Annotated in this window: 22 protein-coding genes; 3 read left to right on the top strand and 19 right to left on the bottom strand. The window is 69.5% G+C overall.

The window, feature by feature from the left end:
• Positions 1-22 precede the first annotated feature (22 nt).
• The 10 genes from gmk to pyrR form a co-directional block, all read right to left on the bottom strand.
• Entirely contained in the window at positions 23-616 is a 594-nt protein-coding gene (gene gmk / locus OHS16_RS27040; RefSeq protein WP_328539852.1) for a guanylate kinase, read from the bottom strand.
• Between the two features lie 38 nt (positions 617-654).
• Positions 655-978 carry an integration host factor gene (locus OHS16_RS27035; protein ID WP_266858973.1) on the bottom strand — a complete coding sequence of 108 codons (324 nt, stop codon included), beginning with the start codon at positions 976-978 and terminating at the stop codon, positions 655-657.
• 290 nt (positions 979-1,268) lie between these two features.
• Positions 1,269-2,108, bottom strand: coding sequence for an orotidine-5'-phosphate decarboxylase (gene pyrF, locus OHS16_RS27030; RefSeq protein ID WP_328539851.1), 840 nt, complete (start codon positions 2,106-2,108; stop codon positions 1,269-1,271).
• Entirely contained in the window at positions 2,105-3,214 is a 1,110-nt protein-coding gene (locus tag OHS16_RS27025) for a quinone-dependent dihydroorotate dehydrogenase (RefSeq protein ID WP_328539850.1), read from the bottom strand. The genes pyrF and OHS16_RS27025 overlap by 4 nt, the downstream gene beginning before the upstream one ends.
• A gap of 55 nt (positions 3,215-3,269) precedes the next feature.
• Complete coding sequence (carB, locus tag OHS16_RS27020; RefSeq protein WP_328539849.1) at positions 3,270-6,578, bottom strand: carbamoyl-phosphate synthase large subunit; 3,309 nt, start codon at positions 6,576-6,578, stop codon at positions 3,270-3,272.
• The gene (gene carA / locus OHS16_RS27015; RefSeq protein WP_328539848.1) at positions 6,571-7,722 is read right to left on the bottom strand and encodes a glutamine-hydrolyzing carbamoyl-phosphate synthase small subunit; all 1,152 of its coding nucleotides are present in this window, start codon (positions 7,720-7,722) and stop codon (positions 6,571-6,573) included. Before carA ends, carB begins: the two co-directional genes overlap by 8 nt.
• A complete protein-coding gene (locus tag OHS16_RS27010) occupies positions 7,719-8,330 on the bottom strand; it encodes a PH-like domain-containing protein (RefSeq protein ID WP_328539847.1) in 612 nt (203 codons plus the stop codon). The genes carA and OHS16_RS27010 overlap by 4 nt, the downstream gene beginning before the upstream one ends.
• Positions 8,327-9,622, bottom strand: coding sequence for a dihydroorotase (locus OHS16_RS27005; RefSeq protein ID WP_328539846.1), 1,296 nt, complete (start codon positions 9,620-9,622; stop codon positions 8,327-8,329). Before OHS16_RS27005 ends, OHS16_RS27010 begins: the two co-directional genes overlap by 4 nt.
• A gap of 2 nt (positions 9,623-9,624) precedes the next feature.
• Positions 9,625-10,650, bottom strand: coding sequence for an aspartate carbamoyltransferase catalytic subunit (locus tag OHS16_RS27000; RefSeq protein WP_328541002.1), 1,026 nt, complete (start codon positions 10,648-10,650; stop codon positions 9,625-9,627).
• Positions 10,651-10,741: 91 nt separating this feature from the next.
• A complete protein-coding gene (pyrR, locus tag OHS16_RS26995) occupies positions 10,742-11,314 on the bottom strand; it encodes a bifunctional pyr operon transcriptional regulator/uracil phosphoribosyltransferase PyrR (protein ID WP_328539845.1) in 573 nt (190 codons plus the stop codon).
• Positions 11,315-11,544: 230 nt separating this feature from the next.
• Here pyrR and bldD point away from each other — a divergent pair, with 230 nt between their 5' ends.
• Positions 11,545-12,045: a transcriptional regulator BldD gene (gene bldD / locus OHS16_RS26990; RefSeq protein WP_014157378.1), complete on the top strand. Its 501-nt coding sequence runs from the start codon at positions 11,545-11,547 to the stop codon at positions 12,043-12,045.
• A gap of 103 nt (positions 12,046-12,148) precedes the next feature.
• Here bldD and OHS16_RS26985 read toward each other — a convergent pair whose 3' ends face one another.
• The 9 genes from OHS16_RS26985 to OHS16_RS26945 all read right to left on the bottom strand — a co-directional run bounded on the left by OHS16_RS26985 (position 12,149) and on the right by OHS16_RS26945 (position 21,403).
• Positions 12,149-13,648, bottom strand: a complete 1,500-nt coding sequence (locus tag OHS16_RS26985; protein WP_328539844.1) for a pyridoxal phosphate-dependent decarboxylase family protein — start codon at positions 13,646-13,648, stop codon at positions 12,149-12,151.
• Positions 13,649-13,758: 110 nt separating this feature from the next.
• Positions 13,759-14,193 carry a transcription antitermination factor NusB gene (gene nusB / locus OHS16_RS26980; RefSeq protein ID WP_328539843.1) on the bottom strand — a complete coding sequence of 145 codons (435 nt, stop codon included), beginning with the start codon at positions 14,191-14,193 and terminating at the stop codon, positions 13,759-13,761.
• A 2-nt stretch (positions 14,194-14,195) separates the two neighbouring features.
• Positions 14,196-14,762 (bottom strand): elongation factor P, encoded by a 567-nt coding sequence (gene efp / locus OHS16_RS26975; RefSeq protein WP_328539842.1) that lies wholly within the window; start codon positions 14,760-14,762, stop codon positions 14,196-14,198.
• A 49-nt stretch (positions 14,763-14,811) separates the two neighbouring features.
• Complete coding sequence (locus tag OHS16_RS26970) at positions 14,812-15,918, bottom strand: aminopeptidase P family protein (protein WP_443042700.1); 1,107 nt, start codon at positions 15,916-15,918, stop codon at positions 14,812-14,814.
• 61 nt (positions 15,919-15,979) lie between these two features.
• The gene (locus tag OHS16_RS26965) at positions 15,980-16,780 is read right to left on the bottom strand and encodes an AAA family ATPase (RefSeq protein ID WP_328539841.1); all 801 of its coding nucleotides are present in this window, start codon (positions 16,778-16,780) and stop codon (positions 15,980-15,982) included.
• A gap of 102 nt (positions 16,781-16,882) precedes the next feature.
• Positions 16,883-17,323, bottom strand: coding sequence for a type II 3-dehydroquinate dehydratase (gene aroQ / locus OHS16_RS26960; protein WP_328539840.1), 441 nt, complete (start codon positions 17,321-17,323; stop codon positions 16,883-16,885).
• Positions 17,320-18,993, bottom strand: coding sequence for a 3-dehydroquinate synthase (gene aroB / locus OHS16_RS26955; protein WP_328539839.1), 1,674 nt, complete (start codon positions 18,991-18,993; stop codon positions 17,320-17,322). The genes aroQ and aroB overlap by 4 nt, the downstream gene beginning before the upstream one ends.
• Complete coding sequence (aroC, locus tag OHS16_RS26950; RefSeq protein ID WP_328539838.1) at positions 18,990-20,174, bottom strand: chorismate synthase; 1,185 nt, start codon at positions 20,172-20,174, stop codon at positions 18,990-18,992. The genes aroB and aroC overlap by 4 nt, the downstream gene beginning before the upstream one ends.
• 170 nt (positions 20,175-20,344) lie before the next feature.
• Entirely contained in the window at positions 20,345-21,403 is a 1,059-nt protein-coding gene (locus tag OHS16_RS26945; protein WP_328539837.1) for a LacI family DNA-binding transcriptional regulator, read from the bottom strand.
• A gap of 214 nt (positions 21,404-21,617) precedes the next feature.
• On the opposite strand from OHS16_RS26945, the gene OHS16_RS26940 reads away from it, so the two are divergent.
• Entirely contained in the window at positions 21,618-22,859 is a 1,242-nt protein-coding gene (locus OHS16_RS26940; RefSeq protein WP_328541000.1) for an extracellular solute-binding protein, read from the top strand.
• Positions 22,860-22,861: 2 nt separating this feature from the next.
• Positions 22,862-23,824: a carbohydrate ABC transporter permease gene (locus OHS16_RS26935; RefSeq protein WP_328539836.1), complete on the top strand. Its 963-nt coding sequence runs from the start codon at positions 22,862-22,864 to the stop codon at positions 23,822-23,824.
• Positions 23,825-23,827: the final 3 nt, after the last annotated feature.

The following is a 23,827-nucleotide window of genomic DNA, read 5'->3' as shown; positions in this document are numbered from 1 at the left end:
CTGCCTTCCGATGGAGTGAAAATCAAAGAACCTTGACCAAGGCTAGCAGCTCGCGGGCCACGTCCTCGACGGAGGTATTGACAAGGGTCGTATCGAACTCCGCGTCGGCGGCCAGTTCGATCTTCGCGGCGTCCAGCCGCCGTTCGATGACATCGGACGGCTCGGTCCCGCGGCCGGTCAGCCGGCGGACCAGCTCGTCCCAGCTGGGCGGAGCCAGGAACACCAGCTGAGCCTCCGGCATCGACTCCCGCACGAGCCGGGCGCCCTGGAGATCGATCTCCAGGAGCACCGGCTCGCCCGCCTCGAGTCGCTCCAGCACCGCCCGGCGTGGAGTGCCGTAGCGATTGCCCGCGAATTCGGCCCACTCAAGCAGCTCACCGTTCGCGATGAGCTTGTCGAACTCCCCGTCGTCCACGAAGAAGTACTGGACGCCATGACGCTCGCCGGGGCGTGGCTTGCGGGTCGTCGCCGACACCGAGAGCCATACCTCGGGGTGAACCTTGCGCATGTGCGCGACGACCGTGCTCTTGCCGACCCCGGAGGGGCCGGAGAGCACGGTCAGCCGCGGACAGGGGTCCGGGGATGCGGGGGACGTCCCCCGGGGTGTTACAGCCATACGGCGATTATTCCAGCTTCCCAGGGGTGCCTGGGACGTCAGGCAGCGCCGCCACCGAACTCGCGCTCCAGAGAGGCGATCTGATTGGAGCCGAGACCGCGCACCCGGCGGCTCTCGGAAATGCCGAGCCGCTCCATGATCTGCTTGGCGCGGACCTTGCCCACGCCGGGCAGGGACTCGAGGAGAGCGGAGACCTTCATCTTGCCGATGACACCGTTCTCCTGGCCCTGCTTGATGACCTCGTGGAGGGATGCACCGGAGTGCTTGAGTCGATTCTTGACCTCGGCCCGCTCCCGGCGAGCCGCGGCGGCCTTTTCGAGCGCGGCTGCGCGCTGTTCAGGGGTAAGGGGCGGAAGAGCCACGCCTACGTCACCTCGGATGTCGAACTGTCGGATACGGACCGGTGCGGGACTGATCGCCCCACACCTGGTGAGCGACGTGCAAAGGAATTGCGAGTCGGCTCTCGACGGAGACTAGCGGCCAGGGCCGCTCCAGTCAGCGAGAACAGACGAAAAGTCCTGGTCAGCTGTGACTGGGGGCGACATTTGGTGCATATAACCCCGGTTTTCGGTCTGCCGGGTGACCATTGGCCGAATCTGTACGCTCCCGCACGGGGTCTTGACCGCCATCAGCCCCCGACCTCGGGCAGTCCTCAGCCGGAGACCGCCGCGCGTACCTCGTCGGTGAAGCGGGCGGCCGAATCACGCAGAGCGGCGATGTCCGGTCCGTGACGCAGCACGCCGCGGCTGACGCTCGGCAGCACATTACGGACCGCGGAACCGAATACGGCGGGCAGATCGGCGGGGGTCGCGCCCTGGGCCCCGATCCCGGGGGCCAGCAGCGGCCCGTTGATGTCCAGCCGCACACCCGCTTCGCCGAGTGTCGCACCGACCACCGCGCCGACCGCGCCCAGCGGCTCGGCGCCCTCGTTCTCGGCCGCCATGTGGTCGAGCAGTACCTGGGCGACGGACCGGCCGTCGGCAGCCGTGGACCGCTGGACCTCGGCGCCCTCCGGATTGGAGGTCAGCGCGAGCACGAACACACCGGATCCGCTGAGCACGGCGGCGTCCAGAGCCGGCCGGAGCGAGCCGAAGCCGAGATACGGCGAGACGGTCACGGCGTCCGAGAAGAGCGGCGAGTCCTTCTCGAGGTAGGTCGCCGCGTAGGCGCCCATGGTCGAGCCGATGTCGCCGCGCTTGGCGTCCATCAGCACCAGGGCTCCGGCCGCACGCGCATCGGCGACGGCGCTCTCGAGTACCGCGACACCGCGGGACCCGAAGCGCTCGAAGAAGGCGGACTGAGGCTTGAGCACGGCCACGCGGTCCGCCAGCGCCTCCACGACGGTACGGGTGAACCGCTCCAGGCCGGCGACGTCGTCCGCCAGGCCCCAGGCGGTCAGCAGGGACGCATGCGGGTCGATGCCCACACAGAGCGGGCCGCGGGTGTCCATGGCGTGGCGCAGGCGTGCGCCGAAGGGTTCGACGGGACTCATCGGGTGACCTTCCGGTTCTCGGCGCCGACTGCTTCGGCGAGGGTGGCGTAGGGGCTGGCCCGGAGCCGGGCGGCGAGCCCCTTGTGGATCGCGCGGGCCCAGAACGGGCCCTGGTAGATGAAGGCGCTGTATCCCTGGACGAGCGTCGCGCCGGCGAGGATCCGCTGCCAGGCGTCCTCTGCGGTCTCGATGCCGCCGACCCCGATGAGGGTCAGGTCGTCCCCCACGCGGGCGTGCAGACGGCGCAGGACCTCCAGCGAGCGCTCCTTGAGCGGAGCCCCGGAGAGGCCACCGGTCTCCTTCACCAGCGCCGGCGCCGACCGCAGCCCGAGACCTTCGCGGGCGATGGTGGTGTTGGTGGCGATGATGCCGTCCAGACGGAGCTCGGCGGCCAGGTCCGCGACGGCGTCCACGTCCTCGTCGGCCAGATCGGGGGCGATCTTCACCAGGAGCGGCACCCGCCGGCCGGGGACCGTACGGTCGGCGGCCTCCCGTACGGCCGTCAGCAGCGGCCGGAGCGCCTCGGTGGCCTGGAGGTTCCGCAGGCCCGGGGTGTTCGGCGAGGACACGTTCACCACCAGGTAATCGGCGTGCGCCGCGAGCCGCTCGGCCGACGCGACGTAGTCGCCGACCGCCTCCTCCTCCGGGACGACCTTGGTCTTGCCGATGTTGACACCGACCGTGGTACGGAAGACCTGGCTGCGCGCCGCCATACGGGCCGCGACAGCCTCCGAACCCTCGTTGTTGAAGCCCATCCGGTTGATGAGCGCGCGGTCCTTCACCAGACGGAAGAGACGCTTCGGGGGGTTGCCCGGCTGGGGCTGCGCGGTGACCGTACCGATCTCGATGTGGTCGAAGCCGAGCATCGTCATTCCGTCGATGGCCACGGCGTTCTTGTCGAAACCGGCGGCGAGCCCGAAGGGTCCGTGCATCCGCAGGCCCAGTGCCTCGGTGCGCAGTTCCTCGTACCGGGGGGCGAGCGCGGCCGCGATGAAGGTGCGCAGCACCGGAATTCCGGCGGCGGCCCGGATCCAGCGGAACGCCAGATGGTGGGCACGCTCCGGGTCCATCCGCTTGAAGACCAGCTCGAAGAAGAGTTTGTACATCTCAGTGTCCTCATGAAGAGGGGGACACCGTTTCCGGTGTCCCCCTGCTGAACTGCTAGTCGCGGGCCGCGGTCAGTTGCTCGGCGTGTTCCTGGAGCGACCGGACGCCGACGTCCCCGCCGTTGAGCGCGTCGATGCCCTGCACCGCGGCGGCGAGCGCCTGGACCGTGGTCAGGCAGGGAACGGAGCGGGCCACTGCCGCCGTGCGGATCTCGTAGCCGTCGAGACGGCCGCCGGTGCCGTACGGGGTGTTGACGATGAGGTCGACCTCACCGTCATGGATGAGCTGGACGATGGTCCGCTCGCCCGCCGGTCCTTCGCCCTCACTCAGTTTGCGTACCACCGTGGCCTTGATGCCGTTGCGGCGCAGCACTTCGGCGGTGCCCGACGTGGCCAGCAGTTCGAAGCCGTGGGCGACCAGCTCACGCGCCGGGAAGATCATGGAGCGCTTGTCCCGGTTGGCGACCGAGATGAACGCCCGGCCCTTGGTGGGCAGCGGGCCGTACGCGCCGGCCTGCGACTTGGCGTACGCCGTGCCGAAGACCGAGTCGATGCCCATGACCTCGCCGGTGGAGCGCATCTCCGGGCCGAGGACCGTGTCGACACCGCGTCCGTGCATGTCGCGGAAACGCGACCACGGCATCACGGCCTCCTTGACGGAGATGGGCGCGTCGTGCGGCAGCGTGCCGCCGTCGCCGGTGGCCGGGAGCATGCCCTCGGCGCGCAGCTCGGCGACGGTCGCCCCCAGCGAGATACGGGCGGCGGCCTTGGCCAGCGGCACCGCCGTGGCCTTCGACGTGAAGGGGACGGTACGCGAGGCGCGCGGGTTGGCCTCGAGCACGTAGAGGATGTCGCCCGCCATCGCGAACTGGATGTTGATCAGTCCGCGGACGCCGACACCCTTGGCGATGGCCTCCGTCGATGTGCGCAGCCGCTTGATGTCGAAGCCGCCGAGAGTGATCGGGGGCAGCGCACAGGCGGAGTCGCCGGAGTGGATCCCGGCCTCCTCGATGTGCTCCATGACCCCGCCGAGATAGAGCTCGGTGCCGTCGTAGAGCGCGTCGACATCGATCTCGATCGCGTCGTCCAGGAAGCGGTCGACCAGCACCGGGCGACTGGGGCTGATCTCGGTGGACTCGGTGATGTACGAGGAGAGACGGGACTCGTCGTACACGATCTCCATGCCGCGGCCGCCGAGCACGTACGAGGGGCGCACCAGGACCGGGTATCCGATCTCGTCGGCGATGGCCTTGGCCTCGTCGAAGGTCGTCGCGGTGCCGTGCTTGGGGGCGGGCAGATCCGCCTCGGCGAGCACCCGGCCGAAGGCTCCGCGGTCCTCGGCTGCGTGGATCGCCTCGGGCGGGGTGCCGACGACCGGCACGCCGTTGTCCTTGAGCGCCTGGGCCAGACCGAGGGGGGTCTGGCCACCGAGCTGGACGATGACCCCGGCCACCGGTCCCGCGAGCGTCTCGGCGTGCACGATCTCCAGTACGTCCTCGAGTGTGAGCGGCTCGAAGTAGAGCCGGTCGGAGGTGTCGTAGTCGGTGGAGACGGTCTCGGGGTTGCAGTTGACCATCACGGTCTCGTAGCCGGCGTCGCTCAGTGCGAAGGAGGCGTGGACACAGGAGTAGTCGAACTCGATGCCCTGGCCGATCCGGTTCGGACCCGAGCCCAGGATGATCACGGCGGGCTTCTCGCGCGGCGCGACCTCGCTCTCCTCGTCGTACGAGGAGTAGAAGTACGGGGTCTTCGCGGCGAACTCGGCCGCGCAGGTGTCGACAGTCTTGTAGACGGGACGCACGCCCAGTGCGTGCCGCACCTCTCGCACGACGTCCTCGCGCAGGCCGCGGATCTCGGCGATCTGGATGTCCGAGAAGCCGTGGCGCTTGGCGTCGGAGAGCAGCCAGGGGTCGAGCTTCTCGGCTGCGGCGAGCTCGTCCGCATGCTCCTTGATCAGGAACAGCTGGTCCACGAACCACGGGTCGATCTTCGTCGCGTCGAAGACCTCCTCGGGCGTCGCGCCGGCCCGCATGGCCTGCATGACGGTGTTGATACGGCCGTCGGTGGGAACCTTGGCCGTCTCCAGCAGCGCGTCCTTGTCGCCGGGCTCACCGGTGAAGGTGAACTGCGATCCCTTCTTCTCCAGCGAGCGCAGCGCCTTGTTCAGCGCTTCGGAGAAGTTGCGGCCGATGGCCATGGCCTCGCCCACCGACTTCATGGTGGTGGTGAGGGTGGCGTCGGCGGCCGGAAACTTCTCGAACGCGAAGCGGGGCACCTTGACCACGACATAGTCGAGGGTCGGCTCGAAGGACGCCGGAGTCTTCTCCGTGATGTCGTTGGGGATCTCGTCCAGCGTGTACCCGACGGCGAGACGGGCCGCGATCTTCGCGATCGGGAAACCGGTCGCCTTCGATGCGAGCGCCGAGGAACGCGAGACGCGGGGGTTCATCTCGATGACGATGATCCGGCCGTCGTCCGGGTTGACCGCGAACTGGATGTTGCAGCCGCCGGTGTCCACGCCGACCTCGCGGATGATCGCGATGCCGATGTCGCGCAGTCGCTGGTATTCGCGGTCGGTCAGTGTCATCGACGGTGCGACGGTGATCGAGTCACCGGTGTGCACACCCATCGGGTCGAAGTTCTCGATGGAGCAGACGACCACGACGTTGTCGTGCTTGTCGCGCATCAGCTCCAGCTCGTACTCCTTCCAGCCGAGGATGGACTCCTCCAGGAGCACCTCGGTGGTGGGCGAGAGCATCAGGCCCTGGCCTGCGATACGGCGCAGCTCCTCCTCGTTGTGCGCGAAGCCGGAGCCGGCGCCGCCCATGGTGAAGGAGGGGCGGACGACGACGGGGTAGCCGCCGAGCTCGCCGACACCGCCGATGACGTCGTCCATGGTGTGGCAGATGACCGAGCGGGCGGACTCGCCATGGCCGATCTTCGCGCGGACGGCCTCGACGACCCCCTTGAAGAGGTCGCGGTCCTCGCCCTTGTTGATGGCCTCGACGTTGGCGCCGATCAGCTCGACGCCGTACCTCTCAAGGACACCGTTCTCGTGCATGGAGATCGCCGTGTTGAGCGCGGTCTGCCCGCCGAGGGTCGGGAGCAGGGTGTCGGGGCGCTCCTTGGCGATGATCTTCTCGACGAACTCGGGCGTGATCGGCTCGACATAGGTCGCGTCGGCGATCTCCGGGTCGGTCATGATCGTGGCGGGGTTGGAGTTGACCAGAATGACCCGCAGGCCCTCGGCCTTGAGGACCCGGCAGGCCTGGGTGCCGGAGTAGTCGAACTCGGCTGCCTGGCCGATGACGATCGGTCCTGAACCGATGACCAGGACGGACTGGATATCGGTGCGCTTAGGCACGCTGGCCCTCCATGAGCTCTACGAAGCGGTCGAAGAGATACGCGGCGTCGTGCGGGCCTGCGGCTGCTTCGGGGTGGTACTGGACGCTGAATGCGGGCTGGTCGAGCAGCTGGAGACCTTCGACCACGTTGTCGTTGAGGCAGACGTGCGAGACCTCGGCGCGGCCGTACGGGGTGTCGGAGACCCGGTCGAGCGGTGCGTCGACGGCGAAGCCGTGGTTGTGCGCCGTGACCTCGACCTTGCCGGTCGTGCGGTCCTGGACGGGCTGGTTGATCCCGCGGTGGCCGTACTTGAGCTTGTACGTGCCGAAGCCGAGCGAACGGCCGAGCAGCTGATTGCCGAAGCAGATGCCGAAGAGCGGCGTTTTGCGCTCCAGGACGGCCTTGATCACGGTGAGGTCGGCGGTGGCGGGGTCGCCGGGGCCGTTGGAGAGGAACACTCCGTCCGGGGCCACCGCGTAGACGTCGTCGGCTGTGGCGCCGGCCGGCAGCACGTGCACCTCGATGCCGCGCTCGGCCATCCGGTGCGGGGTCATGCCCTTGATGCCGAGGTCGATCGCGGCGACGGTGAACTTCTTCTCGCCGACCGCGGGCACGACGTAGGTCTCGGTCGTGGCGACCTCGGCGGAGAGATCGGCGCCGTCCATCTCCGGGGCCTGGCGGACCCGCGCGAGGAGCGTTCCCTCGTCGGCGATCGCGTTGCCGGAGAAGATGCCGACGCGCATGGCGCCCCGCTCGCGCAGATGGCGGGTGAGCGCACGGGTGTCGATACCGCTGATACCGACGACGCCCTGGCTCACCAGTTCGTCCTCGAGGGAGCGCTGCGAGCGCCAGTTCGACGGAATGCGCGCGGGGTCACGCACCACATAGCCCGCGACCCAGATCTTCTTCGACTCGTCGTCCTCGTCGTTGACACCGGTGTTCCCGACGTGCGGGGCGGTCATCACGACAACCTGACGGTGGTACGAGGGGTCGGTGAGGGTTTCCTGGTAACCGGTCATGCCGGTGTTGAACACCGCTTCACCGAAGGTCTCCCCCAGGGTCCCGTAGGCACGGCCGCGGAAGCTGCGGCCGTCCTCCAGGACGAGTACGGCGGGAGGCGCCGATTTCCTCTTCGAGGCGTTCCCCGGATTGGAGATCGTCATCGTGCGGTGCCTTCCGTAGTGATGGAGTCGTTCGCCGACTGCTTCATGGAGTTGATGGCCTCGGCCCAGGCGGCCTGCCCGGCCGAGTGGTCCGAGCGGAAACCGGAGTCGATCAGCCTGTCGCCGTGCTGCCAGGTGATGATGAGCAGTCCGCCCTCGGTGAGCACCTTGCCCGCGATGCCCTTGTCGAGCCTGGCCCCGCGCAGCTGGGCGGCCGGGATGAAGAAGTCGTTCGCCCCCGGGCGTACGACGTCCACTCCGGCGTCCGTCAGCGTCACATCGGCCCTGCTGCGGGTACCCAGTCCTCGCGCGACGATCCGGTCGAGCCACTGCCCCGCGGTTGTCGAACCGTGGTAGCGGCCGCTCATGGTCAGTGTCGCCGCACCCGGCTCCGCGGGCGCGGCGGGGAGCTCGGGGAGATCGCCCTGCAGCGTCCCCCGCCACTTCCAGCCCTCACGCATCAGCCAGTAGACGAGCGTGATGACGAGCAGCAGCCCGATGATCCAGCCGATGCGCCCCGCCCAGTCGGTGACCTGCGCCGACTTCTGCTCGGCTGCGAGGTGTCCGACTGCCGGGCTGACCGCTGCCAGGTTGATGAGAGGTGTCACGCCAGCTTCCCGTCCACGACCGTTGCCCGGCCCCGCAGGAAGGTGTGGGTGACGCGTCCCGGCAGCTCACGCCCCTCGTACGGAGTGTTGCGGCTGCGGGAGGCGAAGCCCGCGGGGTCCACCTCACCACGGTAATCCGGATCGATGAGAGTGAGGTTCGCGGGCTCGCCTGCCGAGATGGGGCGCCCGTGCCCGGCCAGCCTGCCGATGGCCGCGGGCCGGAAGGACATCCGGTCGGCGACGACGGCCCAGTCCACCAGACCGGTGTCGACCATCGTCTGCTGTACGACGGAGAGCGCTGTCTCGAGTCCGACCATTCCCATGGCGGCCGCGGCCCACTCGCAGTCCTTGTCCTCGTGCGGGTGCGGGGCGTGGTCGGTGGCGACGCAGTCGATCGTGCCGTCGGCGAGTGCCTCGCGCAGCGCCATCACATCGGCCTCGGTGCGCAGCGGCGGGTTCACCTTGTAGACCGGGTTGTACGTGCGCACCAGCTCGTCGGTGAGCAGCAGGTGGTGCGGGGTGACCTCGGCGGTGACGTTCCACCCCTTGGACTTGGCCCAGCGGACGATCTCGACGGATCCCGCGGTCGACAGATGGCAGATGTGCACCCGGGAGCCGACGTGGGCGGCGAGCAGGACGTCACGGGCGATGATCGACTCCTCGGCGACGGCCGGCCAGCCGCCGAGGCCGAGCTCGGACGAGACCACGCCCTCGTTCATCTGGGCGCCTTCGGTGAGGCGGGGTTCCTGGGCGTGCTGGGCGACGACTCCGTCGAATGCCTTCACGTACTCGAGGGCGCGGCGCATGATCACGGCGTCGTGGACGCACTTGCCGTCGTCTGAGAAGACCTTCACCCCGGCGGCCGAGTCGTGCATCGCACCGAGCTCGGCCAGCTGCTTGCCGTCGAGGCCCACGGTGACGGCGCCGACGGGCTGCACGTCGCAGTAGCCGGATTCCCTTCCGAGGCGCCAGACCTGCTCCACGACACCGGCGGTGTCGGCCACCGGAAACGTGTTCGCCATGGCGTGGACGGCGGTGAACCCGCCGACGGCCGCGGCCCTGGTACCGGTGAGCACGGTCTCGGAGTCCTCACGGCCGGGCTCACGCAGATGGGTGTGCAGATCGACCAGGCCGGGCAGCAGGATCCTGCCCTCGGCCTCGATGACCTCGGCGCCGTCGGCCGGCAGGCCGGCGCCCACCGCCTCGATGGTCTCGCCGTCGATCAGCACATCCTGCGGCTCGCCGCCGAGCACCTTCGCACCGCGGAGCAGAATCTTCTTGGTCTCGCTCATCTTTACTTGCTCTCCTCGGATACAGCGGGGCGCGCAGCGCTTCGCTCAGGGGTGGCGGCGGGCGACGATGGGGAGGTGGTGGCGGGCTCGGAGCCGCCCAGCAGCAGATACAGGACGGCCATCCGGATGGAGACGCCGTTGGCGACCTGTTCGACCACGGTGCAGCGGTCGGAGTCGGCGACGTCGGCGGTGATCTCCATACCCCGGTTCATCGGCCCGGGGTGCATGACGATGGCGTGCCCGGGCATCCGGGCCATCCGGTCGCCGTCCAGGCCGTAGCGGCGCGAGTACTCGCGCTCGGTCGGGAAGAAGGCCGCGTTCATCCGCTCGCTCTGCACCCTGAGCATCATCACGGCATCGGACTTGGGCAGCACCCGGTCCAGGTCGTACGACACCTCGCACGGCCAGTGCTCGACACCGATCGGCACCAGGGTCGGCGGCGCCACCAGGGTCACTTCCGCGCCCAGGGTGTGCAGCAGGTGGACGTTGGACCGGGCGACGCGGCTGTGCAGGACGTCACCGACGACGGTGATGCGGCGGCCTTCGAGATCCCGCCCGATGCCGGCGTCGGCGCCGACCAGTCGGCGGCGCATGGTGAAGGCGTCGAGCAGCGCCTGCGTGGGGTGCTCGTGGGTGCCGTCCCCTGCGTTGACCACCGCGCCGTCGATCCACCCCGAGGTGGCGAGGCGGTACGGGGCTCCCGAGGCGCCGTGCCGGATGACCACGGCGTCGGCACCCATCGCCTCCAGGGTGAGCGCCGTGTCCTTGAGGGACTCGCCCTTGGAGACGGAGGAGCCCTTCGCGGAGAAGTTGATGACGTCGGCCGAGAGCCGCTTGGCGGCCGCCTCGAACGAGATGCGAGTCCGCGTCGAGTCCTCGAAGAAGAGGTTGACGACGGTGCGGCCGCGCAGGGTCGGAAGTTTCTTGATCGGCCGGTCGGCGACCCTGGCCATCTCCTCGGCGGTGTCGAGGATGAGGACGGCGTCGTCGCGCGTGAGATCGGCGGCCGAGATGAGGTGGCGCTTCATCCGGGTGTTCTCCATGTGTGCGGAGGATTCGGGCATGGCGGGCGGGCAGGCACAGCTCTGCGGCCCGGGTCGCGGGCCGGGGTGCGGGAAGCTACTGCTCGCCGGTCGGGGCGGCCGGCTCCGTGCCGAGCAGCACCGCGTCGCGGCCGTCCTCCTCGGAGAGCTGGACCTTGACCGTCTCCCGCAGCGACGTGGGGAGGTTCTTGCCGACGTAGTCGGCGCGGATCGGGAGTTCGCGGTGGCCGCGGTCGACGAGGACCGCGAGCTGGACCGCGCGGGGGCGGCCGATGTCACCCAGCGCGTCGAGCGCGGCACGGATGGTGCGGCCGGAGAAGAGCACGTCGTCGACGAGGATCACCAGACGTCCGTCGACACCGTCGGCGGGGATGTCCGTGCGGGCCAGCGCGCGGGCCGGGCGCATCCGCAGGTCGTCGCGGTACATGGTGATGTCGAGGGAGCCGACCGGGACACTGCCTCCGGTGATCTCTTCGAGTTTGTCGGCCAGCCTGCGGGCCAGGAAGACACCACGGGTCGGGATGCCGAGAAGCACGACGTCATCGGCGCCCTTGGCGCGCTCGACGATCTCGTGCGCGATGCGGGTCAGAACTCGCGCGATGTCAGGGCCCTCAAGAACGGGGCGCGCATCGGTGGTGCTTGCGTCCATATGAAACGGACCTCCTTCTCCGCCTCACGGGACGGACCTTAAAGGACGTCAAAATTACGGTTCCCACGGTACCAGGGGCCGCATCAGCGGCATCACGGGCCCCGCCGCACCTGGGCGGGAGCCGCCCCCGACCGTTCAGCTTGACGCATCCAAGTAACGCTGCGTAACCTCACAGTGAGTTACCAGCCGCGCGGCGGAGCCGCAGGTCGTCTCAGCGTCCGGGGAGCCATATGTCCAGCGAATACGCCAAACAGCTCGGGGCAAAGCTCCGCGCTATCCGCACCCAGCAGGGCCTTTCCCTCCACGGTGTCGAAGAGAAGTCCCAGGGCCGCTGGAAGGCCGTGGTGGTGGGCTCGTACGAGCGCGGCGACCGCGCCGTGACCGTGCAGCGCCTCGCCGAGCTGGCGGACTTCTACGGGGTGCCCGTGCAGGAGCTGCTGCCCGGGACCACGCCGGGCGGAGCCGCCGAGCCGCCGCCGAAGCTCGTTCTCGATCTGGAGCGCCTCGCCCATGTCCCGCCGGAGAAGGCCGGACCGCTCCAGCGTTACGCCGCCACCATCCAGAGCCAGCGCGGCGACTACAACGGCAAGGTGCTGTCGATCCGCCAGGACGACCTTCGCACCCTGGCCGTCATCTACGACCAGTCGCCGTCGGTCCTCACCGAACAGCTGATCAGCTGGGGTGTGCTGGACGCGGACGCCCGCCGTGCCGTCGCGCACGACGAGGGCTGATCACTTCCGGCGCTCTGGCTGCATCGCAGAAGAAACGTCTCGTCCGATGGGCGGACCCGCATCCGCCGGGTCCGCCCCTCGGCGTTCCGGCCCGGCAACGGGTTCATGACACGTCGGCAGGGCCTCCCTGCCGCGGTCCGGCGGCCCGGTAGAGCCGGCCGACGAGTTCGGGCAGCAGCCGCTTTGTGAGTTCCGGCGGCAGCACCTGGAGCACCGCGAGAACGGGTGCCATCCGCGGGGGCAGCTCCCCGTCATCCCCGACACCCGCGAGAGCGAGTGCCGCGGACACCTCCCCGGGCGTCAGCGCGTCCGGGTCCAGCATCCGGGCGGCCGCCGCGAGTGCGGGATCCACTTCCGCCGGACCCCGCTCCCGGGCGGCCCCGACTGCCACGGCGAGGGCGTCCAGCAGTTGCCGCACCGTCCGCTCGTCGGCCACCGCCGCCGTCACCGTGAGATGCAGGTTGGCCGGCGAACCCCCGAAGGCGGGCTGCGGCTGCAGATACCAGCCGGCATCGCGCATCTCGTCCGCCACCACGAAGGGGTCGATTCCCGGCCCGTCGGCGGCCACCGCGATCAGGGACGCGTCGGGCCGGCCGAGCACCCGCAGGCCCTTGATGCTCTCGATGCCCTGTGCGAGCGCCGTCGCCGCATGGTGCACCCGGGACGACAGGCGGGTGTACCCGTCCGTACCGATCCGTTCCACGACCGCCCAGGCCGCCGCCAGCGGTCCGGCCGGTTTGCTGCCCTGCAGGGTGGCGTTGACCACCGGATAGCCGGGCCAGGAGGCATGCGCGAACCAGCCGTGCCTGCGCAGTTCGGCGTCGCTGAAGAGCAGCACGGACGCACCCTTGGGGGTGTAGGCGTATTTGTGCAGATCGACCGAGAGGGACGTCACTCCGGGCGTCGACAGATCGAACGCCGGCAGCCGCGGCGCGTCCGGGCCGAGCCGCAGATGCCCCAGGTACCAGCCGCCGATGCAGGCGTCGACATGGCAGAGGACCCCACGCCGGGCCGCCGCCGCTGCGATCTCCTCCACCGGGTCGATCACACCGTGGGCGTACGACGGCGCGGAGGCCACGACCAGCGCGGTGCGGTCGCTGATGGCCGCCGCCATGTCCTCGGCGCGGGCCCGGTACGTCAGCGGGTCCACCGGCACCACCACAACACTGAGGCCGAAGAGCGCGGCCGCCTTGTGGAATGCGGCATGCGCGGTGTCCGCGACGACCAGTTCGGGACGTGTGACACCGCGGGTGCGCCGGGCGTGCTCGCGGGCTGTGAGCACCGCCAGCAGGCAGCTTTCCGTGCCTCCGCTGGTGAAGGTGGCCGCAGTGTGCTCGTCCCCGCCCAGCAGCCGGGCGGCGCGTGCCGTGATGTCGTTCTCCAGGGCCACCACGCTGGGGAATACGGTCATGTCCAGTCCGTTGACGCCCGCGAACCGCTCTGCCGCCGCGGCGGCCAGCTCTTCGACGCCGGCCAGGCCGGAGTCGTAGACGTAAGCCATGGTGCGGCCGCCTCTGACCGGCAGGTCCCGGGCGCGCAGGCTGCCCAGCCGGTCGAGGATCTGCCGGTCCCTGGCTTCGTCTGAGACGGGGTCTGTGGCCATGCGCCGAAACCCTAGGCACTGGTCATGACATGCACCAGGCCCGAAGCAGAAGATTGTTCATCTTCCGCCCCGGGCCCGGAACGGTGTCATGCGGAGCCGCTCGAACAGGGTCAGCCCTGATCGCGCAGGAGACTCGGCTTGAGGTCCTTGAAACGACCCAGCAGGCCGTTGATGAAGGAAGGCGACTCGTCGGTGGAGAACTCCTTGGCGAGCTGCACCGCCTCGTCGATCACCACAGCGTCCGGCGTCCCGTCGACCCACACCAGTTCATAGGTGCTCAGCCGCACGATGTTGCGGTCGACGACCGGCATCCGGTCGAGCGTCCAGTCCACCGCATAGGCGGTGATGAGGTCGTCGATCCGGTCCGCGTACTCCGCGTACCCCTCGACGAGCTCCATCGTGTATTCACCGACCGGCGGCTGCCGGTCATCGGTCCGGGCGAGACGGATCCAGTCCGCGAGGACGGTCTGCACGGACGCCCCGCGCTGGTCGGCCTCGAAGAGGATCTGGAAGGCGCGCTTGCGCGCCGTGTTCCGGGCAGCCACGGTTAGCTGTTCACCCGGCCGAGATAATCGCCGGAACGCGTGTCGACCTTGATCTTCTCACCGGTCGTGATGAACAGCGGGACACCGATCTCGTAGCCGGTCTCCAGCGTGGCCGGCTTGGTGCCGCCGGTGGAACGGTCGCCCTGCACGCCCGGGTCGGTGTGCTGGATCGTCAGCTCGACAGCGGCCGGGAGCTCGACGTAGAGCACATCGCCCTCGTACTGGGCGACAGAGGCGGTGAAGCCCTCGATCAGGAAGTTGGCGGCGTCGCCGACGGCCTTGCGGTCGACCATCAGCTGGTCGTACGTGTCCATGTCCATGAAGACGAAGTACTCGCCGTCCATGTACGAGAACTGCATGTCACGTCGGTCAATGGTGGCCGTCTCGACCTTCACGCCGGCGTTGAAGGTCTTGTCGACGACCTTGCCGGAGAGCACGTTCTTGAGCTTGGTGCGCACAAAGGCCGGGCCCTTGCCGGGCTTGACGTGCTGGAACTCGACGACGGACCAGAGCTGGCCCCCGTCGAGCTTGAGCACCAGGCCGTTCTTGAGGTCGTTCGTGGAAGCCACGGTTGAGGTTCTCCTGGACTGCAGCGTATGTGGGACCGCGGGTACGCGCTCAGAGAGCGAGCAGTTCCTTGGTCGTAATGGTGAGTAGCTCTGGTCCGCCGTCCGCCTCTGGGCGTACGACGAGCGTGTCATCGATCCGGACTCCGCCCCGTCCCGGGAGGTGGACCCCCGGTTCGACGGTGACCGGCACGCAAGCGTCCAGTTTACCCATGGCCGCAGGTGCCAACTGCGGGTCCTCGTCGATTTCGAGTCCCACACCGTGCCCGGTGGACTGCGGAAGCCCCTCTCCGTGGCCCGCCGCATCCAGTACCTGGCGCGCGGCGCGGTCCACGTCACGGCAGGCGGCGCCCGGCACAAGGGCCTCCCGACCAGCCCGTTGTGCGGCGAAGACGAGGTCGTAGAGGTCGACCTGCCAGTTCGCGGGCGATGTCCCGATGACGAATGTACGACCGATCTCGGATCGGTATCCGCGGTATGCGGCGCCCAGGCAGACGGACAGGAAGTGCCCCTCCTCGACCCTGCGGTCCGACGGCCGGTGCCTTCTCAGTCCCGCGTTGGGTCCGGTGGCCACCGATGTGGGGAAGGCGGGCCCCTCAGCGCCGTGGTCGATGAGCCGGCGCTCCAGCTCCAGGGCGAGATGGCGTTCGGTACGGCCGACCAGGATCGATTCCAGCAGCTCACCCAGTGCCTGGTCGGCGATCTCGGCGGCGGTCCGAAGGCTCGAGATCTCTTCCTCGTCCTTGATGATCCGCTGCTGTTCGACGGCCCCTGCCAGGTCGGCGAGGTGCAGTCCGGGTGACACCGAGCCGATCGCGCGGTGCCTGGCGACCGTCAGGTGGTGCTCCTCGACAGCGAGGGAACGGGTGTTGGTGGCTCCCAGCAGCCCGGCCGCGGCGACCGCGGGGTCGCCCCCGGCAGCCGGCAGCATCCGCAGCCGCAGGTGCTCGTCGGGGCGACCGGCTGCCGGATCGCCCGCCGGATCGACCGGGCAGAGCAGCTCGTCCCCGCCCGGACCGAGCAGCAGCACGGCGCCGGCCGGGGCCGTACCCGAGAGATACCGGACATTGGCCGGCCGGGAGACCAGTGCGGCGGCGCTGCCGGCCGCCAGGCACCGGTCGCGCAGCCTTTCCCGGCGGAGCGCGAACACCTCTGACATGCCCCCGAGCCTAGGAGCGCAAGCGGGCTTCAGCCGTTTCAGCGCGTCCGACCGGGGGGCTTCACCAGGTGGGAGGGCTGGCGATGGACCGCGCCAGTACGTCGTCGAGCACCTGGGCGGTGGTCTCCACATCGAAGGCCGAGTTGTCGATGATCGGCAGCCCGGAGCCGTACCAGCCGGCCATCCGGCCGTGGATCCGAGCGACTTCCTCGTCGCTCAGCCGGCGGTTCCCGCTGCGGGCGGCGTTACGTTCCAGCACGATCTCCAGGCCCGGAAGGAGAACGACCGGCAGCAGGCCGGGGCCGACATGGCGCTTCCAGCCGCCGAGACCGACCACGGGCCGGTCGGGGAAGACCGCGTCGTCGAGGATGCAGGAGATGCCGTTGGCCAGGAAGTTCCGGGCGGCGAAACCGCAGGTACGCCGGGCGAGGCGGTACTGGGCCTCGGAGTGGTCGTTCCAGCCGGACTGCGGATCGGCGAACCCGGAGCAGACCCACTCGCGCACATCGTCCAGGCTGATGTGCGCGGTGGGCACCGGACGCCGCTGCGCCCAGTGCCGGGCGACGGTGGTCTTGCCGGCGCCTGCAGGCCCGATCAGCAGCACGGCGAGCGTGGTGCTGCCGGTGTCCGCACGGACGCTGGCGGGCGGAGGGGCGGGCAGGGCCACAGGGCCGCCGGGGGGCAGCCGGACATGGCCGGTGGATTCCGGCGGCAGCGAAGGCGCCGGCGGGGCCGCGGGCGCCGGCGGCCGTTGCGGGGCCGGAGCGACCCAGCCCGGGGCCTGGTCCGGGTGCTGGGCACCCGGCATCCACCCTGCGGCTCCCCCGTGGGACGGCGGCAGCGGAGCCCCCATAGCGTGCATCCGGTGCCACTCCGTCCGTGTCGCCGACTGAATCTCGCTACCGAACGGTACCCTCCCCGGCCGGCACCCTGTGAACGGCCGGGAGGCGGTCGGAGTGCCGCGTCAGGCGGCGAGTTCTCCGGCCAGCGCGCGCAGCGCAAGGCGGTAGGAGCCGATTCCGAAGCCCGCGACCGTGCCGCTGGCGACGGCAGCGATTACCGAGTTGTGACGGAACTCCTCGCGGGCGTACGGATTCGAGATGTGCACCTCGATGAGCGGCGCGGTGCGCTGCGCCGCGGCGTCACGCATTCCGTACGAGTAGTGGGTGAAGGCCCCGGGGTTGATCACTACGGGGACCGACCCGTCTGCCGCCTCGTGCAGCCAGCGGATCAGCTCCCCCTCGTCGTTGGTCTCCCGGACCTCGACATCGAAGCCGAGCTCCTTGCCGAGGCTCCGGCAGGCGTCGACGAGCCCCGCGTACGAGGTCGCTCCGTACACATCGGGCTCGCGGGAGCCCAGCCGGCCCAGATTGGGGCCGTTGAGGACGAGGACCTTCCTGTTCACGCGGAGACCTCCCCGTACGCGGCGAGCAGCACCGCCGGGTCGGGGCCTTCCAGAACGGTCGGTTTGCCGAGACCGTCGAGAACGATGAAGCGCAGCACGTTGCCCCGGGACTTCTTGTCGACCTTCATGGTCTCCAGAAGCTTGGGCCACTGGTCACCGCGGTAGGTCAGCGGCAGCCCGACGGAGGCCAGTACGGCACTGTGCCGGTCGGCTGTCGCATCGTCGAGGCGGCCCGCCAGGCGTCCGAGTTCGGCGGCGAAGACCATACCGACGGAGACGGCTGCGCCGTGCCGCCACTTGTAGCGCTCGTTCTTCTCGATGGCGTGGGCCAGGGTGTGCCCGTAGTTGAGGATCTCGCGCAGTCCCGACTCCCTCAGGTCGTTCGACACGACCTCGGCCTTGACCCGGATGGACCGCTCGATGAGCTCGGCGGTGTGCGGACCGGCGGGGGTACGGGCGGCCTCGGGGTCGGACTCGACGAGGTCCAGGATGACCGGGTCGGCGATGAAGCCCGCCTTGATGATCTCGGCCATGCCGGACACGTAGTCGTTGACCGGCAGCGAGTCCAGGGCCGCCAGATCGCAGAGCACCCCGGCGGGCGGATGGAAGGCACCCACCAGGTTCTTGCCCTCGGCGGTGTTGATGCCGGTCTTGCCGCCGACCGCGGCGTCGACCATGCCCAGCACCGTGGTCGGGACGGCGATCCAGCGCACCCCGCGCAGCCAGGTCGCCGCGACGAACCCGGCGACATCGGTGGTGGCTCCGCCTCCGACGCCGATGATGACGTCGGTGCGGGTGAAACCGGTCTGGCCCAGTGCCTTCCAGCAGTAGGCGGCGACCTCGACGGTCTTGGCCTCCTCGGCGTTGGGCAGCTGGATCGCGATGGCCTCGTATCCCTGGTCCGCGAGATCCTGCCGCACGGCCTCACCGGTCTCGGCGAGTGCCTCCGGGTGCAGGACCGCGACCCGCTTGGTCTGCTCACCGATCAGCGACGGCAGCTCGCCCAGCAGCCGGCGGCCCACCAGCACCTCGTACGGATCGTGGCCGTCCGTGCCGCCGACCTGGATACGGATGGGAGCGTCCTGCGTCATGTGGGTGTTCTCCTGGCCGGGTGTCCTGGGGGCCGCGGCGCCCGCCGCGGATGGCGTGCCCCCCGCGGGCTGCGCGAGTTCCAGAGCGTCGATGACCGCTTGGGCCACCTCCTCGGGCGTGCGGTTGTCGGTGGCTACGACCTCACGGGCGACTTCGGTGTACAGCGAGCGGCGAGCGTCCATCAGTTCGCGCCACTGCCTGCGCGGATTGACGGCGAGCAGCGGGCGAGCGGTGTTCAGTCCGACGCGCTTGACCGCCTCGTCGACATCCATCGAGAGATAGACGACCGGGTGCCCGGCAAGCAGAGCCCGGGTGGACTCGTCGAGCACCGCGCCCCCGCCGAGCGCGAGTACGCCGGTGTGCCCGGCGACCGCGGCGCGGACAGCGGCCCGCTCGAGGGCGCGGAAGTGCTCCTCGCCCTCGTCGACGAAGATGTCCGCGATCGTCCGGCCCTCGGCCTCGACGATGTCCGCGTCGGTGTCCCGGTAGACCGCGCCCAGGCGCTCGGCGAGCAGTTCGCCCACGGTGGACTTGCCGACACCCATCGGCCCGACCAGGACGACCAGCGGCCCGCTCATCGGATCTGGAGGTGGTCGAGGTACGACCGGACGTTGCGGCTGGTCTCGCCGACGCTGTCACCGCCGAACTTCTCGGCGACGGCGTCCGCGAGGACCAGCGCGACCATGGCCTCGGCCACGATGCCCGCGGCCGGTACCGCACACACGTCCGAGCGCTGGTGGTGAGCGGCCGCCACCTCTCCGGTGGCCACGTCGATGGTGGCGAGTGCCCGGGGCACGGTGGCGATCGGCTTCATCGCGGCCCTCACCCTCAGCAGTTCACCTGTGGACATACCGCCCTCGGTTCCGCCGGAGCGGCCGGAGGTGCGGCGGACGCCCTCGGCGGTGGGCACGATCTCGTCGTGGGCCCGGGAGCCGGGCACCCGTGCGAGGTCGAAGCCGTCCCCGACCTCGACGCCCTTGATCGCCTGGATTCCCATCAGCGCGGCGGCGAGCCGCGCGTCCAGCCGGCGGTCCCAGTGCACATGGGATCCGAGCCCCACCGGCACGCCGTAGGCGAGCACCTCGACCACGCCGCCCAGGGTGTCGCCGTCCTTGTGGGCCTGGTCGATCTCCGCGACCATCGCCTTCGACGCGTCGGCGTCCAGGCAGCGCACCGGGTCCTCGTCCAGCTTCGCCTCGTCGGCGGGGACCGGAACGACGCCGTAGGGCGCTTTCGCGCCGGCCAGCTCCACGACATGGGAGACGATCTCGATCCCGGTTGTCGCCCTGAGGTACGAACGGGCCACCGTGCCGAGCGCCACCCGGGCCGCCGTCTCACGGGCGCTGGCGCGCTCCAGGATCGGCCGGGCCTCGTCGAGCGAGTACTTCTGCATCCCCGCGAGGTCGGCGTGGCCGGGGCGGGGGCGGGTCAGCGGAGCGTTGCGGGCCAGCTTGGCCAGCTCCTCGGGGTCGACCGGGTCGGCCGACATGACCTGCTCCCACTTGGGCCACTCGGTGTTGCCCACCATGACGGCCACCGGTCCGCCCATGGTCAGTCCGTGCCGTACGCCGCCGAGGAAGGTGACCTCGTCCTTCTCGAACTTCATCCGGGCGCCGCGGCCATAACCGAGCCGTCGCCGGGCGAGCGCGTCCGCCACCATGCCCGTGGTGATCGTGACACCGGCGGGAAGGCCCTCCAGCGTCGCCACCAGTGCGGGTCCGTGCGACTCCCCCGCGGTCAGCCAACGCAACCTGCTCAACGGTGCTCCTCATGCTCGCGCTTCGATCTGCGACGGCGCGACCGGGTGCGCGGCCCTGGCCCGCCTCATCCGATCCTCCCACGGCCGGGCCCGCCGCCGGTCATGGGTCCAGCTGGCGGACGTCCCCGGGGAGCCCGCACCGGCGCGCCGGTGCGGGCCGCACAGGCCGGTCAGCGGCAGGGCGGGGCGGTGCTGCTGCGCACCACCAGGCGCGTCGCCAGATCCACCCGGGTGGTGGCGGGCCGCTCACCCCGGCCGAGGTCGATCACCAGCCGGGCCGCTGTCTCGGCCATCTCGAGCAGCGGCTGACGCACGGTGGTGAGCGGCGGCCCCACCCATCGGGTGATCGGCAGATCGTCGAAGCCGACGACACTGAGGTCCTCCGGGATGCGCAGCCCCCTCTCGCGGGCGGCCTCGAAGACACCGAGCGCCTGGAGATCGTTCCCGGTGAACACGGCGGTGGGCGGGTCCGGGAGGCGCAGCAGGTCCAGACCGGCGGCGTAGCCGGCCTCGTGGTGGAAGTCGCCCTCCCTCACGAGCTCGGGGTCCACCGGGAGGCCGGCGGTCTCCAGTGCGGCGCGGTATCCGTCCAGTCGTGCCCGGCTGCACATCATGCTGGCCGGGCCGCCGATGACACCGATCCGGCGATGGCCCAGCTCCACCAGGTGACGGGTGGCCGCGAGTCCCCCCTGCCAGTTGGTGGTGCCCACCGACGGGACGTCGTCCCCCGGGTCACCGGCCGGGTCGACCACGACGAAGGGGATGTCGCGGCTGGTCAGCTGGGCACGCTGGGCGGCGTTGAGGTCCGAGAGCACCAGGATCACCCCGACGGGCCTGCGGGCCAGTACCCCGTCCACCCAGGTCTGACCAGGTGTCAGCCGGCCCGCGCTCTCGGAGAGGACCAGGCTGAGCCCGTCCTCCCTCGCGACGTTCTCGACCCCCCTGATGACCTCCATCGCCCAGGCACTCTCGAGTTCGTGGAAGACCAGGTCGATCAGCTGGGACTGCTGCGAGGCGCCCCGCCTGCGCCGGTAGCCGTGCTGGAGCAGCAGTTCCTCGACCCGGGTGCGGGTCGAGGCGGCGACGTCTGCGCGCCCGTTCAGGACTTTCGAAACTGTCGGAGCCGAGACCCCGGCAGCACGGGCGATCTCCGCCAGCGTGGCGGCACCTTCCGGCTGGTCTCCGGCCGGCGTCTTCTGCTGTGAGGACGGGACGTTCGCAGGGCTCATACAGGGATCGTAGCCCTCGATCCAGCCCGCACCGGTCCCGGTGCACCGATCAGGGAAACCCCTGCGCAGCCTCTTGACGAGTCCGAAACCCACCCGTACGGTTCCGGCAACATTCGTAGAACAATTCGAAACATTCGACAGAGGTGCGGTCATGGGGTCGGGCATTCTCAGCAGCGGTACACGTACGGCCAGATGGACCGCGGCAGGGGCCGCGATGGTGATGGCCGGGGTTCTGGCCGGCTGCGGCTCGAGCAGTGGCGGTGGCGGCAGTTCCATCACCGCCTACGTCTACGGCGACGACGCGGTGAAGGTGCAGAAGGCGGCCGTCGCGAAGTTCAACAAGACGTCCGACGTCAAGGTGAAGCTGGTGTCGGTGCCCGGCACCGACTATGTGAACAAGCTCCGCAGCGCCATGGGAACGCCCAACGCGCCGGACGTCTTCTACAACTGGGGCGGTGGCTCCATCAAGCCCTATGTCGACGCCGGTCAGCTCGTGGACCTCACATCGACCGTCAAGAGCGACGCCACACTCAAGGACGGTTTCCTGCCGTCGATCATGACCGCGGGAAGTCTCGACGGAAAGGTCTACGGCGTTCCCATGCGCGGGATGCAGCCCGTGGTGCTCTTCTACAACAAGACCCTCTTCGCGCAGAACAACCTCCAGGCGCCCAAGACCTGGAACGACCTGCAGAAGGACATCACCACCTTCAAGTCCAGGAACATCACCCCCTTCGCCCTCGGCGGCGCCGACAAGTGGCCCGAGCTGATGTGGATGGAGTACCTGCTGGACCGGACCGGAGGCCCCGGGGTCTTCAAGAAGATCCAGAGCGGTGACTCCTCCGGGTGGGGCGATCCGGCGGTGCTCAGGACCGCGCAGACCGTGAAGCAACTGGTCGACGAGGGCGCCTTCGGCTCCAACTTCAACTCGGTCGACTATGGCAATGGCGGCGCGCCCACCCTGCTCAACAAGGGCAAGGCCGCCATGCACCTGATGGGCTCCTGGGAGTACTCGACCCAGCTGGGCAAGGCCCCGAAGTTCGCCAAGAAGGACCTGGCCTGGACGACCTTCCCGACCGTGGCCGGCGGCGTGGGTGACGTGAACGACGTGGTGGGCAATCCCACCAACTACTGGTCGATCAACTCCAGGACGAAGCACAAGGACGCGGCGGTCAAGTTCCTCAAGACCATGGCGGCGGAGTCGTACGCCAAGTCCCTGATCGCCAACGGGGACGTCCCCACCACCTCACACGCGACGTCCCTGTTCAGCTCGTCGCCCAACCCGCAGTTCTCCACGTACCAGTACGACATGGTGCAGAAGGCCCCGAGTTTCACTCTCTCGTGGGATCAGGCGCTGGAGTCCCGGATCGCCACCCCGCTGCTCACCGAGGTCAGCAAGCTCTTCGCCGGGAAGTCCACCCCTGAGCAGTTCGTCTCCGCGATGAAGGCCGTCAAGTAACGATGTCCACCACTCCGCTCGCCACGCAGCACGTTGAGGACGCGAAAACGGCCCGACCCGTCAAGCGCGGAGACGGCAGGGCGGCCGGCAGCAATGTCGGCCGCCCGCACGTCGGCTGGGCGCTCCCCGGTCTGCTCTTCTTCGCCGTCTTCGCGATCGCCCCGCTGGCACTCGCCGTCTATCTGTCCTTCTGTACGTGGGACGGCCTGAACTCGCCCACACCGGCCGGACTGGCCAACTGGACGCGGCTCTTCAAGGACCACGACTTCGGCCAGGCCGCCTGGCTGAGTCTGCTGCTCACCACGATCAGCTGGGCCTTCCAGACCCCGGTCGCGCTGCTGCTGGGAGTCTGGGCGGCGGGACGCCAGCGCAGCCGCGCCCTGCTCTCGGCGATCTTCTTCATCCCGCTGCTGCTGTCCACCACCGCCATCGCGATGCTCTTCCATGCCCTGCTGGACCCCAACTTCGGCGTGATCAAGGAAATCGGCCCCTGGATCGGGGTCGACCCCAACGTGATGGGGACCTCCACCGGTGCCCTGCTGGTGGTGGCGTTCGTCGGCGGCTGGCAGTTCATGCCGTTCCACACCCTGATCTACCAGGGGGGCGCGCGGCAGGTTCCCGAAGTCCTCTACCAGGCCGCGTCCATCGACGGCGCGGGGATGCTCCGGCAGTTCTTCCACATCACGCTGCCTCAGCTGCGGCACACCGTGACCACCTCGTCGGTGCTGATGATCGTGGGTTCGCTGACCTACTTCGACACCGTGCTGATCATGACCAAGGGCGGTCCTGGCACCGACACCACGATCCTGCCCTACCTGATGTACCGCACCGGCTTCCAGACGTACGACCTCGGCTACGCCGCCGCCATCGCCACCGCCCTGGTCGTGGTGGCCACCAGTCTCTCGCTGGTCCTGGTCCGCTTCAGCGGTTTCGGCACCATGCGCTCCACCCGGGAAGGTATGTAACGC

Source organism: Streptomyces sp. NBC_00344, assembly GCF_036088315.1.
In the GTDB taxonomy this organism is placed as follows: Bacteria; Actinomycetota; Actinomycetes; order Streptomycetales; family Streptomycetaceae; genus Streptomyces.
The sequence above is the reverse complement of the archived record's forward strand: the minus strand, read 5'-3'. Positions and strand labels throughout refer to the sequence as shown.